Consider the following 12,576-nt stretch of genomic DNA (forward strand, 5'->3'; position numbering starts at 1 on the left):
TTGGATGCACAGATATTGCAAAATTAACCCTCACTGGAAGAATAGATTTGCTGCTATTTCAAGCAGTATTATGCATATCCATAGCTAAAACCTAAATATTCATGCATATTTTTCGAATAAAAAGCGAGAAATTACCCACGCATAATGGTATAAACCACGGTTCGGATCTTTCTTAATTGTACGGAGCCTAATGCTCTGCGCATAAAAATGCGCGTCTGACCAAGCGTGTTCCCCCTTGGTCGTCGTATTAAAGAAAGTGACATTACAGGGATCGATCGGCACTGAGGCGGTAACACGCGCCCAGCTACTCATAGAAGTAAACGCAATAGCGTAAATGCCTGATCCAACGAAAATAGGTGCATCCCGTTAACCGACACGCACCCAGATATAGGAAGTGTTAGATGACCACTAGTAGCAAACAATCTACTGGCCTTTATCGCTCTGATTTCGAGCATGATAGTTGTGGAATTGGCTTTGTCGCCAGCTTAAAAGGCGAGAAGTCTCACGACATTATTGAAAACGCTCTGACCATGCTGACCTGCATGGAGCATCGGGGTGGTACCGGCTGTGACGTTGATAGTGGTGATGGTGCCGGTATTCTGATCCAGATCCCTCACGATTTTTTCAATGCAGAGTCAAAAAAGCTTGGCTTTGCCTTACCTGCAGCCGGTGGTTACGGTGTTGGTATGGTGTTCTTCCCACCAAGCCTCGAAGAAGCAGCCAAATGTCGTAACATTCTGAATCAAAACATTCAGAAATTAGGTATGACCTTGCTTGGCTACCGCCCAGTGCCAAGAGACAACTCTAGCCTCGGTCAAGCCGCGCTCGATACCGAACCAACTACCGAACAGGTATTTATCGAAAAGCCGGCCGAGCTGACGCAGCAAGAATTTGAGCGTAAGCTTTTTGTATTGCGCAAATACACTGGCCACACACTGAATAACAGTGTGGTAAAAGAGAAAGACGATTGTTATATCGCTTCACTTTCAACACGCACAATTGTCTATAAAGGGCAATTAACGACCGCTCAGGTGCGTAAGTATTATCTGGATCTGCAAAACGATGATGTAACTTCATCGTTGGCCATGTTCCATTCGCGCTTCTCTACCAATACATTCCCAGCATGGCGTCGCGCCCAACCATTCCGTTATATGTCTCACAACGGCGAGATCAACACGGTAAAAGGTAACGTCAACTGGATGGCCGCCCGTGAAGCGCTGTTTGAAACAGTCAACTTCACCGATGCAGAGATGGAGATGTTGCTTCCTATCTGTAACCGCGGAAATTCTGACTCAGCTAACTTGGATATGGCGGTTGAGCTATTAGTACTCAGCGGTCGCCCACTGGCACAAGTGATGATGATGGTTGTACCAGAAGCCTGGCAGAGTCAGACCGACATGGACCCTGTTAAGCGTGCGTTCTACGAGTACTACAGCTGCATCATGGAACCATGGGACGGACCTGCGTCTATCTCGTTCACAGACGGTAACGTCATTGGTGCAACACTAGACCGGAACGGCTTACGCCCTTCTCGCTATCTTGTCACTGATGATGGCATCGTTGTCATGGGTTCAGAAACCGGTGCATTGGTTGTTGACCAATCAAAAGTGGTACAAAAGGGCCGCCTGCAACCCGGTAAGATCTTCATCGCCGATCTGGAACAAGGTCGCATCATTGCCGATGATGAAGTGAAAACAGATATCTGTTCACGCCAGCCTTATGCAAAATGGTTAGACGAGAACAAGATCGTTATTGATGACCTCCCTACCCCCGCCGCATCAGTTGCTCAACCCGTGCTTACCGATCTGCGCAAACGCCAGAAAGCGTTTGGTTATAGCAACGAAGACTTGAACCTGATTCTGGCTCAAATGGTCGGTACAGCAAAAGAGCCTTTAGGCGCCATGGGCATAGACAGCCCGCTGGCTATCCTGTCTGACAAGTCGCAGAACTTGTCGAACTACTTTAAGCAGTTGTTCGCCCAGGTAACTAACCCGCCTATCGACCCTATCCGTGAAGAGATGGTGATGTCGCTGCGCACATATGTTGGCGGTAACCAGAATCTACTCACAGAAACACCGCTTCACTGCCATAAGGTTGAGATTAAGCAACCCGTCCTCAGCAATGCGCAGTTAATGAAGTTGAAGCACATTGATCATAACCATTTCCAGTCAAAAACACTGGATACGGTATTCGCAACGACAGGAAAAGATGGCGAACTAGAGAAAGCGATTGATCGCGTTTGCCGTTATGCGAAAGATGCCGTCGAAGATGGCTACTCAATCATTATCTTGAGCGACCGCGCTACAGATAGCGATCATGCCGCCATCCCTTCACTGCTGATCACTTCAGCCGTTCACCACTACCTGATCCGCGAAGGCCTACGCACTAAAGCGGACCTCATCATTGAAGCGGGTGACGTACGTGAAACCCATCACTTTGCAACACTGATCGGTTATGGTGCATCTGCAGTAAACCCTTATCTGGCGCTGGAAACATTGCTGGAACTGCGCAATGACGGCGTAATTAAAAGCGAATTCAGCGACCAACAGGTTTTCGATAAGTACGTTAAAGCCGTCAATAGCGGCTTGCTGAAGATCTTCTCGAAGATGGGTATTTCGACGTTGCAGTCATACCAAGGCGCTCAGATCTTCGAAGCCTTGGGTATCAGCTCTGACGTGGTTCAGAAATACTTCACCGGCACAGTAACTCGTATCGAAGGTATCGGCCTTAACGAGATAGCTAAAGAAACCCTTGATAGCCACCGTGAAGGATTCCCACCAGCGGATCGTATTCATGTCGATGACTTGTTGAAGTCAGGCGGTGATTACGCATGGCGTAAAGACGGTGAACGTCACCTCTTCAACCCAACAACCATTCGTCTGTTACAGCACGCAACAGAAGAAAATAACTACGACACGTTCCGTGAATACGCGAAAAACGTTGATGACCAAAGCACCGAGGCATTCACCCTCCGTGGTTTGATGAAGTTCAAATCTGATCGCGCTTCCGTACCGTTAGAAGAAGTCGAATCAGTAGAAAACATCTTCAAACGCTTCGCGACTGGCGCCATGTCATTTGGCTCCATCTCTTGGGAAGCCCATACAACATTGGCCATGGCCATGAACCGTATTGGCGGCAAGAGTAACTCTGGTGAGGGCGGCGAAGATCCAATCCGCTTCACACCTGAAGCCAATGGCGATTCGAAGTTATCGAAGATTAAGCAGGTTGCTTCCGGTCGTTTCGGTGTCACTAGCTACTATCTGGCAAACGCAGAAGAATTGCAGATTAAGATGGCACAGGGCGCTAAGCCGGGTGAAGGTGGACAGCTGCCAGGTCACAAGGTCGATGCATGGATCGGTAAGACGCGTGGCTCAACCCCAGGCGTAGGTCTGATTTCACCGCCGCCACACCACGACATCTACTCCATCGAAGATTTAGCACAGCTAATCTACGATCTGAAGAACGCAAACCGCGAAGCACGTGTCAACGTTAAGCTGGTATCAGAAGCCGGCGTTGGCACCATTGCCTCTGGTGTATGTAAAGGTTACGCAGACGTTGTCCTTATCGCTGGCTACGACGGTGGTACAGGTGCATCGCCTCTAAGTTCAATTAAACATGCAGGTCTCCCTTGGGAACTCGGCTTGTCTGAAACGCATCAAACCCTAGTACGCAACAAGTTGCGTAGCCGTATTACGGTACAGGCCGATGGCCAGATGAAGACGCCACGTGACTTGGCCGTTGCCACACTGCTGGGTGCCGAAGAATGGGGTATTGCAACCGCAGCCTTGATTGTTGAAGGTTGTACCATGATGCGTAAGTGCCACCTCAATACCTGCCCTGTCGGTATTGCGACTCAGGATCCTGAGCTGCGCGCACGCTACAAAGGTAAAGTAGATAACGTCGTTAACTTCTTCACCATGCTGGCCGAAGGTCTGCGTGAACTGATGGCTGAACTGGGCTTCCGCACCATTAATGAAATGGTTGGTCAGACTCAGTGCCTCGAGATTCGTGACGATATCGACCACTGGAAATTCAAGAGCGTTGACCTCACCCCAGTACTGTTTAAAGCAGACAACCATGGTGGTGAAACCCTTTATAACAGCATCCCGCAAAAGCATCTGATTGATGACATTGTCGACCGCAAGCTAATTGCTGATGCCAAGCCTGCTCTCGACAATCAGACCGAGGTCAACCTGGCCTACGAAATCATCAACACAGACCGCAGTGTCGGCACCATGTTGTCCAACGAGATTTCGAAGAAGTATAAAGGCGAAGGCCTGCCGGAAGACACGGTTAAGGTTAAGTTCAACGGTTCTGCGGGCCAAAGCTTCGGTTGCTTTGCAGCCAAAGGGATCCGTTTCGAACTCGAAGGTGACTCTAATGATTACTTCGGTAAAGGTCTGTCCGGCGGTAAATTAGTTGTTTACCCAGCCAAAGAGGCGCCTTTCGCGCCACGTGACAACATCCTTATCGGTAACGTTGCCTTCTTTGGCGGCACTGACGGTATCTCCTTTATTCGCGGTATCGCTGGCGAACGCTTCTGCGTACGTAACTCCGGTGTCACTGCGGTTGTTGAAGGTGTAGGTGACCACGGTTGTGAGTACATGACCGGAGGTAAAGCCGTGATTTTGGGTGCAACAGGCCGTAACTTCGCTGCGGGTATGTCCGGCGGTGTGGCTTACGTACTAGACGTCAATGGCGACTTCGCTGACAAGTGCAACATGGAGATGGTTGAGCTTGAGAACATCGAAGATGCGGCAGAAAGCGCAGAGCTCAAGGCCCTGATCGAACAACACAAAGAAAATACCGGTTCAGATGTGGCAGAAGAGCTATTAGCGGATTGGGATGCAGCCATCGCCAAGTTCGTTAAAGTAATGCCTGTCGATTACAAACAGATGCAAGCCTACATGAATGTTGCACGTGCCAGTGGCAAGTTTGAATCCGACTATGACGTGGCTGTTGAAGCCTTCGACATGCACCTGAAAAATCTGGCAGCTCAGAAAGCCTGAGCCGGAAAGGAGAAGAAATCATGGGTAACCCAACAGGATTTTTGAAAGTAGAACGTGCGCTGCCAGCTGATCGTCATCCAGAAGAGCGCCTGATCGATTGGTTAGAAGTGCATGAACATATGCCGGAAGATGGCATCAAAGAGCAAGCCGGTCGTTGTATGGATTGCGGCGTGCCATTTTGCCAATCAGGCGAATCACAGTACGCGCCAGCCGTTGCTGGCTGCCCGGTAAACAACGTCATCCCGGAATGGAATGATTTGGTTTATAACGGTCGCTGGAAGCAAGCACTGCAGTTACTGCACAAAACCAATAACTTCCCCGAGTTTACCGGTCGCGTCTGCCCTGCCCCTTGTGAAGGCAGCTGTGTCCTCGGCATCAATGCCGATCCGGTCACAATTAAGCATCACGAATACGCGATCATTGAACGCGGTTTTGAGGAGGGCTGGGTAGTTGCAGAACCTCCTTCGCGTCGCACAGGCAAAACTGTCGCCGTTATCGGCTCAGGCCCTGCGGGACTCGCCGCCGCTGCGCAACTTAATCGTGCTGGCCATATGGTGACCGTTTATGAGCGTGCTGACCGTATCGGTGGCTTGTTGATGTATGGCATTCCAAACATGAAGCTGCAAAAAGAGATCGTTCAGCGCCGTGTTGACCTGCTGGCTGAAGAAGGCATCGTCTTCGTCACCAACACTGAAATCGGTAAAGATATCTCTGCAGACGAATTGAAGAGCAACTTTGATTCTGTTGTTATCGCAACGGGTGCAACCGTGCCAAGGGATCTGCCTGCAGAAGGCCGTCAGCTGAATGGCATTCACTTCGCGATGGAGTTCTTGGGTAAAAACACCAAGAGCCTGCTCGACAGTGAACATAAAGACGGTAACTACATCAATGCCAAAGACAAAAATGTCGTGGTAATTGGTGGTGGTGATACCGGAACCGACTGTGTGGGCACATCATTGCGCCACGGCTGTAAGAGCGTTATTCAGCTTGAAATTATGCCTGAGCCGGCAGCAGAACGTGCTGATAACAACCCTTGGCCTCAGTGGCCGAAGGTGAAATTGGTAGATTATGGTCAGCAGGAAGCCGTCGCGGTACAGGGTGATGACCCGCGTGATTACCAGATGATGACCAAGCACATCGAAGATGATGGCAAAGGCAACGTCAAAGCTGTTCATACTGTCGCCATTGAATGGCAAAAGACTGACGATGGCCGTATGGCGCCAGTTGAAGTACCAGGTAGTGAGAAGGTCTACCCTGCGGATATCGTGCTGTTAGCCATGGGCTTCATGGGCCCAGAAGGTGATTTGCTTGATTCATTGGGCGTTGAAAAAGACGCGCGCTCAAACGCCAAAGCTGACTACGACAAGTTCGCCACAAACGTGCCGGGTGTATTCGCTGCGGGTGATGCCCGTCGCGGACAAAGCTTAATTGTTTGGGCTATCGACGAAGGCCGCCGCGCAGCACGCGAAGTAGATACCTTCTTGATGGGTAAAAGCTACCTGCCGTAAAGTATTACGCTGATACTCGCTGTATATAGAAAGCCCTTCTCTGAAGGGCTTTTTTTATTTCCCAAATAGCCAATGTTAGACTTTTCAATAAAATACAAATACTACAAACATCTAACTAGAAAGCTCTTCATCAAAGCTTTCCTTCCGACAGTACGTTTTTGGTATGTTTTATTCGCTAATTTTCTGAGCAAACTAACCCTTTGTAACCTTGGAAATTATATCAATAACCAGAATAATAGGTGGGTCTGGCACCACACAAGTAACGATACCTCACCCATAATTACTAGACGGTCTATCAAGCTGGAGTTTAGTCATGGGGTATCGGCCGTCTATTTCACGCTTAAAGATTTTATTACAGATAGTGCTAGTCTCGATAATCAGCTTCTACGGTTGGCAATGGTTAACTTTTGTAGACAAGTACCAGCATAGGCAAGTAGCTAACTACCCAAATGTAAATCGGACGATACCGATATTGTCGACAGTAAAACGGCACATACGTGATACCCCGCGGCCTGTTGAGTCATTTCCATTTCCAATCCCATTGGGGGGCGTAGGCCCTGACAAGCCGCTTTATGCCGGCACCAACCAATACCCATTCTTTTGCATGAGTGTGGACTCCCAATTGGGACAGCCGTTGGTCGATAATAATGCAGGCTTAGGGGTGCCGATCTATCAACAAGCCTTTGCAGGGAACGAAAGTCATATAATTGGACATAGTAAAGATTGCCTAATAGAGACGACTTTGCACTACTACTATCAAGAAAAAGATGGCTCATTTACACGCTTTAATTTCGACGCCCCACCAGAATACGAAGAAGTTGCAAAAATAGACTTAGGCAGTGAATTAACGCCGTATATTATCCGCGTAGAAACGGGCAGTATTAATCGCTATCTCTATATGATTGCGATGCCGGTAAGCTGGCCAAAATCGCCCGAAAGAGATTCGTCACAGCTTTGGAACAAGCGCCTTATCTACCAATTCAAGGGCGGTTCGGGGATTGGTTTTAGGCAAGGAAAGCTTAGAATACGTGGGCTTATTGAGAAACGCTCAGCACAATTGGCGCAAGGCTACGCGTTAGTTACATCAACAGCTAATCGCACCAGCTATACCTATAATATGCTGCTCGCCGAAGATACCGTTGCCAGAGTGAAATCCCAGTTTGTCAGCTTGTATGGCGATCCTATTTATACTGTAGGTGTTGGTGGTTCTGGCGGAGGATTGGCGCAATACCTGATTGCTCAAAATCGACCGGGGTTGATTGATGCTGCCCTCCCCCTATATAGCTACTCTGACATGGTGTCGCAGACAATATATGGCTTAGATTGTGAACTAATTGAGCATTATTTTTCTATCACGTCACTCAATCGTTCGAAGTGGAGCGACTGGAGTTTAAGGCGCTCGATCTTGGGCGTTAACACCAAGCAAGGACATATCCATAGATACGCTTGGCTACAACCCATAAACCAACTAGCGGCTGGGGTATGGCCCGAATATCCCCAAGGAAACAGTGAATGTCAAAATGGCTGGTTTGGTTTAACTTCACTCATACACAATCCAAGACAAAGCTACCTACGATCCTATTTTTCCAAAGCGGTTAGACAACAAGTTCACTGGAGCTACTGGGAAGATATGGTCGGATTCTTTGGTCGTGACAAGAGCGGTCATGCCAACACGACATGGGACAACCGTGGTGTGCAATACGGTCTTAACGCCCTTAGAAATCGAGAAATATCGCCTGACGAGTTCCTTGATTTAAACCGGCAAATAGGAGGATGGAAGCCACAAAATGAGATGGCGCCAGAAAAGCTATATACCGTTTTCGGTCCACAAAAAAAGCCATTATGGATGAGCTTATGGAGCCGGCACAATATTACAGCACCAGATACGAACACCGGAGTAGCGCCTCGCAGTAAGGCCAGCTTAAAGGCGATAAAATCAGCCTATCGCAGCGGCCAAATATTTATCGGTAATATCAACATCCCAGTTTTGGATATAAGACACTATCTCGAACCAGAGCTTAACATGCACCATGTTTCAGCGAGCTTCGAAGCAAGACAGCGCATAATCAACTGGAAAGGTAACCGAGACAATCAGGTGATCTGGGTGGCGCACCCAGATTTCGATCCACAAAAAGAAGCATTCAAGGAGATGGACAACTGGATGATGAACTTATTATCTAGTCCAGAGCGCACTGCAGCAAACAGCCGCCCTACCGCCATCCAAGATCGTTGCATTGATGCCAATGGTGACACCATCGCACAAGGCCCAACCGTATGGGATGGGAAATGGAATGCTAGAAAACAAGGGAAGTGCCACCAAACATACCCCATGTTTAGCACATCTCGGATCCAAGCAGGAGGACCTTGGCAAGGTAGTGTATTTATTTGTCATCGAATACCTATCAAACAAGCCATTGCTTCAGGCATATATGGTGATATAGATATGACAAAGCACCTTCACACATTAGGCAAAATATTTCCTGATGGTGTCTGCGACTATACGAAGGGAGATAAAGGGCGCCCCTTAGACCTAATGCCAAGAATCAAGAACTAAGTCTACGTATAACAACGATCCAAGCCATACAAGTTAGGTATGGGTTTGATGCTTTTAATTGCCTCCAAGATACATTTGCAATATGTTGGCTATATATCATCAAGCTACGAACCGCAGGCGAATCAATCCAAATGAAGTTCCTCCCCAAAAGCTTCCAAATCTTTATCGCATTGTTTCTATCTGTTGGCATATCTGGTTGTAACTTCATGCGCTTGGGTAATGATTTGGAGGAGATGCGCGAAGAGAGGCGTCTCATTTCCGGGCAGGTAGTTGTAAATGATGCAGTACCGGCTGAAGGTCCTATCATCCTAGTTCGTTATCAGAAACAGGGTGAAAATTATCTAATGCGAACATTTGAGAGGTTACCTGAAAGTCTTTCTTTTTTAGTGATTTTATCAAAGCAGCCCTCTTTCTTAATAGCTATCGAAGATCGAAATAGCGATGGGAGATATAACCCAGGGGAGCGCTACGGCTTCTGGGGACAACCATCGCCACTAACAATGAACATGACGACCGGAACTTTGGAAATAGTTATCGACCAGACGGCAGCACTTAACAAAACGTTTATAGATGATGTGTTGAATTTTGACATTGCATACCTACCAGGTCAGCAACTAAATATGATTGGTGCTGTCACTGACTTAAACGACTTGAATATTGGCGTAAGCGGCGCTCAAATCGGCGTATGGCAACCTAATAAGTTTGTTAAAACAAAACCTTTGGGTATATTTCAGCTACAACCCTACGTAGCTGATAAAATCCCCGTTCTTTTTGTTCATGGAATGGGTGGTTATCCAGAACAATTTTCTCTCTTCATCGACAACCTGGATCTTACTAAATTTCAACCTTGGGTATACTCCTACCCCTCAGGCCTGCGCCTGAGCGTAGTTAGCTATCATTTGAACCTCGTTCTACAGCACCTGCATCAAGCGCAGCACTTTGAAGAGATTCATATTGTCGCGCATAGTATGGGAGGACTGATTAGTCGAGGCGCACTTAATAGGTGTGGGCCGTCTTGCACATATGGCGGTAGCCTAACAACAATCGCCACTCCTTGGCTTGGACATAAAAGTGCACGTTCAGGCGTAAGAATGGCACCGCAAGTGGTTCCATCTTGGTTTGACATGCAACCGGAAAGCAAATTTCTCAGCCAACTTGTGGAACAAAACATGGTAAACACATTTGATTTCAATTTGGCTTTTGCTTACAGAAATCAAGGCTTAAGCCGGGAAAATAGCGATGGTTCAGTAACTCTCGAAAGTCAGTTAGCTACTTCTTATCAAAAGTCAGCCACCCATATCAGAGGAATAAACGCGACACATACCACCATACTTAAAACCCAAGAGTTATTCGAATGGTGGGAAAACAGTGTTACCAAGGAAGCTAGGTAAAATGAACCAGCATGAATAATGAAGATGCAATAGGTATTAAGTTACGTCAGGTTGAGCATTCACAGACTAAACCTGACTTAACTTAGACAATCTATAGTGGTTACAAAGAGACAATCATTCCTTTTAGAGCCACACCAGCAATCACCGTACCGGCACCACACTCAAACTTCTCTTCACTACTATAGCTTCTTTTCTTATAGTATGAGGTGATGCCAACAACTGCATTGTGCCCCTCTTTCACTGCACGCTGCTGAAGTGCTTTAATTGCAGATAAAAACACCCATGCACATGCTTCTTCATCACTTTTCGCAAATGCGTTAGTCTTCTTGTTCGTGACAACTTCACCAAATGTCTTCGCTGGCGTAGCGTGAGTTTGCTCACCAAAAAATAGTTTTACGTCTGGATTAAGCACTTTCACGCCATCAGCAGAATTCAATACTTGCTTGATATTCACATGCACAAGATCATCTCGAGCAAATGCTGATTGCATACCGAACATCGATAATGCCAATATCAAAGTGACAACTACCTTCATTATTTATCCCTATTTCGTATCTCGATTTAGACGGTGCAGTGGAATTAGGCACTTACGCGGCGACACTCAATCAACGTATGTCCAAGACCCACGTTATCAACTTCCCGCGTCACTGTAAGACCAGCCTCACCCATAAGCGCCTTCATATCGCTCGAGTGATACATGCGACTATTACCGTTAGCCATCACAGTAAAATAAAGCGATGTAGCGTTAACAGACAACGCTGCCATCTCAAACGGCTGTCTATCCCAAAATGTCTCCATAATGTAGAGATAACCGTTTTCTGGCAATGCATTACAGCACTTTTTCAATATGTCCAAGATCTGTGCTTCGGAAAAGCAATCTAGAAATTGACTCATCCAAATAGCATCGGCGCCACTGGGCAGTGTCGCGCCGCTTTCTAACATATTAACAGCCCTTCCGCTAACGCGATCCGTGGCTGCATGACCGGTCATACTTTCCTGCAATAAATCAATCTGCTCTGGCAGGTCGACGACGATAACCTTTAGCTCATCATCATTTTCGACACAATAACGGGCCCATTGACCAGTGTTACCGCCGATATCAATCAAGGTCTTAGGTCGATGAGTTAACACGATTGGAAACGCTTCTGGAAAAGAGTGATCAGAATAATAATGATCAAACCCAAACCAACTCGACTGAGCTGGCTCAGGCAAAGACGAAAGAGCAGGATAGATTGTTGGCCAATCACCAAATACTTTTAATCCTTCAGGCTTACCAGACTTAATTGAAGCCTCTAGCGCATTCAGTCCCTCGTAACAAACATCTTTCGTAAAGTCGAGGTTCACCTTTGTCATTGGATCATTGAGGATAAAGAAACCTGTTTTCGACAAAACATAATTAGTTTCTTTCTTCCAAACGATACCAGCACTAAGCCCCATATCTAAGAGAACCTTAACGCCATAAACCGATACAGATGTCTCTTCTGACAGTTCTTCGGCACTTAGCCCAACCTCTCGCGCGTCATACAGCGCTTTAAGCAAACCCAGATTCCTAGCGGCAATTGTCGCTTGAAAAATAAACGGAGCAAATGCAATTCGCTGGGCCTCGGAACGAGCTTCAAGTGCTGAACGCTCATCATTCGAATAATAATCTGGCATGTTAATTTCTTTTAATTACAATGTGTTAATCAGCAGTGAGTTGTGAATATCTAAATTTAGATTATTTACCCACTGATTATATTTTTTATGAATATTTTGGCCGTCATACTTTAGATTGTCACTATCTCTATAAGAGATGTGATAATTCTTTTCGTTATATCGAATATCAACAGCAGCAAAGTGTGAGCGAACATGGATCTCGGCGACAATATGTCCTTCCTCAACTTTGTTCATTAACCACCCCCTGGTATTACCCGCTTTGAGTATTGCTTTCGACACTTGTGCAATCGATAAACCAGGAGGTATTGATTGATTATTCAAATCATTAACAGGCGTTGAACGACAGCCACCGATAAACATCGAAAGTATGCTTATCACAAACAAAAAGTATATTTTCCTCGACACCTTTAATCATCCTTAAAATTAATTGACTACCGCTAGCCAGCGTTCGCCAGAAG

Annotated in this window: 7 protein-coding genes; 4 read left to right on the plus strand and 3 right to left on the minus strand. The window is 46.8% G+C overall.

What is annotated here, in order from left to right; translation table 11 throughout:
• The first annotated feature begins 401 nt into the window (after window positions 1–401).
• The 4 genes from gltB to DU002_RS02095 all read left to right on the plus strand — a co-directional run bounded on the left by gltB (window position 402) and on the right by DU002_RS02095 (window position 10,462).
• On the plus strand, window positions 402–5,009 hold the full coding sequence (gene gltB / locus DU002_RS02080) for a glutamate synthase large subunit (RefSeq protein ID WP_114336680.1): 4,608 nt from the start codon (window positions 402–404) through the stop codon (window positions 5,007–5,009).
• 20 nt (window positions 5,010–5,029) lie between these two features.
• Window positions 5,030–6,517 carry a glutamate synthase subunit beta gene (locus DU002_RS02085; RefSeq protein WP_114336681.1) on the plus strand — a complete coding sequence of 496 codons (1,488 nt, stop codon included), beginning with the start codon at window positions 5,030–5,032 and terminating at the stop codon, window positions 6,515–6,517.
• A gap of 313 nt (window positions 6,518–6,830) precedes the next feature.
• Window positions 6,831–9,071 (plus strand): DUF6351 family protein, encoded by a 2,241-nt coding sequence (locus DU002_RS02090; protein WP_114336682.1) that lies wholly within the window; start codon window positions 6,831–6,833, stop codon window positions 9,069–9,071.
• A gap of 131 nt (window positions 9,072–9,202) precedes the next feature.
• On the plus strand, window positions 9,203–10,462 hold the full coding sequence (locus DU002_RS02095) for an esterase/lipase family protein (RefSeq protein WP_114336683.1): 1,260 nt from the start codon (window positions 9,203–9,205) through the stop codon (window positions 10,460–10,462).
• Between the two features lie 100 nt (window positions 10,463–10,562).
• On the opposite strand, the gene DU002_RS02100 is transcribed toward DU002_RS02095, so the two are convergent.
• From DU002_RS02100 to DU002_RS02110, 3 genes are read right to left on the minus strand one after another with little or no spacing between them, the layout of a single operon-like run.
• Window positions 10,563–10,997, minus strand: coding sequence for a hypothetical protein (locus DU002_RS02100; RefSeq protein ID WP_114336684.1), 435 nt, complete (start codon window positions 10,995–10,997; stop codon window positions 10,563–10,565).
• Window positions 10,998–11,041: 44 nt separating this feature from the next.
• Complete coding sequence (locus DU002_RS02105; RefSeq protein ID WP_114336685.1) at window positions 11,042–12,118, minus strand: methyltransferase; 1,077 nt, start codon at window positions 12,116–12,118, stop codon at window positions 11,042–11,044.
• 15 nt (window positions 12,119–12,133) lie between these two features.
• Complete coding sequence (locus DU002_RS02110) at window positions 12,134–12,478, minus strand: hypothetical protein (RefSeq protein WP_114336686.1); 345 nt, start codon at window positions 12,476–12,478, stop codon at window positions 12,134–12,136.
• Window positions 12,479–12,576: the final 98 nt, after the last annotated feature.

It is taken from the genome of Corallincola holothuriorum, from assembly GCF_003336225.1.
In the GTDB taxonomy this organism is placed as follows: Bacteria; Pseudomonadota; Gammaproteobacteria; order Enterobacterales; family Neiellaceae; genus Corallincola; species Corallincola holothuriorum.

What these genes read in the sequence shown, in the direction of transcription:
- gltB (WP_114336680.1), top strand. Translation starts at nt 402, where the DNA reads ATGACCACTAGTAGCAAACAATCTACTGGCCTTTATCGCTCTGATTTC.
- DU002_RS02085 (WP_114336681.1), top strand. Translation starts at nt 5,030, where the DNA reads ATGGGTAACCCAACAGGATTTTTGAAAGTAGAACGTGCGCTGCCAGCT.
- DU002_RS02090 (WP_114336682.1), top strand. Translation starts at nt 6,831, where the DNA reads ATGGGGTATCGGCCGTCTATTTCACGCTTAAAGATTTTATTACAGATA.
- DU002_RS02095 (WP_114336683.1), top strand. Translation starts at nt 9,203, where the DNA reads ATGAAGTTCCTCCCCAAAAGCTTCCAAATCTTTATCGCATTGTTTCTA.
- DU002_RS02100 (WP_114336684.1), bottom strand. Translation starts at nt 10,997, where the DNA reads ATGAAGGTAGTTGTCACTTTGATATTGGCATTATCGATGTTCGGTATG.
- DU002_RS02105 (WP_114336685.1), bottom strand. Translation starts at nt 12,118, where the DNA reads ATGCCAGATTATTATTCGAATGATGAGCGTTCAGCACTTGAAGCTCGT.
- DU002_RS02110 (WP_114336686.1), bottom strand. Translation starts at nt 12,478, where the DNA reads ATGTTTATCGGTGGCTGTCGTTCAACGCCTGTTAATGATTTGAATAAT.